This is a genomic window from Fischerella sp. PCC 9605, from assembly GCF_000517105.1.
In the GTDB taxonomy this organism is placed as follows: domain Bacteria; phylum Cyanobacteriota; class Cyanobacteriia; order Cyanobacteriales; family Nostocaceae; genus PCC9605.
This window is the reverse complement of record NZ_KI912154.1, coordinates 221,829-222,340: the sequence shown is the minus strand read 5'-3', so window position 1 is coordinate 222,340 and position 512 is coordinate 221,829.

Here is a 512-nt window from a genome sequence, read left to right as displayed (position 1 = left end):
CAAAATCTTTTTGCAAATTTATCCGGAACATACTGATTTGTCTGAGAACATAGAAATGGTAGATGCACCCTGATAACAGACTCCCCTTACTAGCTGTCGGCTACGAGGGGATTTTTTTTGTACAAAAACAAACAAACATCCAAAATCTTTCTGCAAATTTATCCGGAACATACTGATTTGTCTGAGAACATAGAAATGGTAGATGCACCCTGATAACAGACTCCCCTTAATAGCTGCCGGCTACGAGGGGATTTTTTTGTACAGAAACAAACATCCAAAATCTTTTTGCAAATTTATCCGGAACATACTGATTTGTCTGAGAACATAGAAATGGTAGATGCACCCTGATAACAGACTCCCCTTACTAGCTGTCGGCTACGAGGGGATTTTTTTATACAGAAACAAACATCCAAAATCTTTTTGCAAATTTATCCGGAACATACTGATTTGTCTGAGAACATAGAAATGGTAGATGCACCCTGATAACAGACTCCCCTTACTAGCTGTCGGCT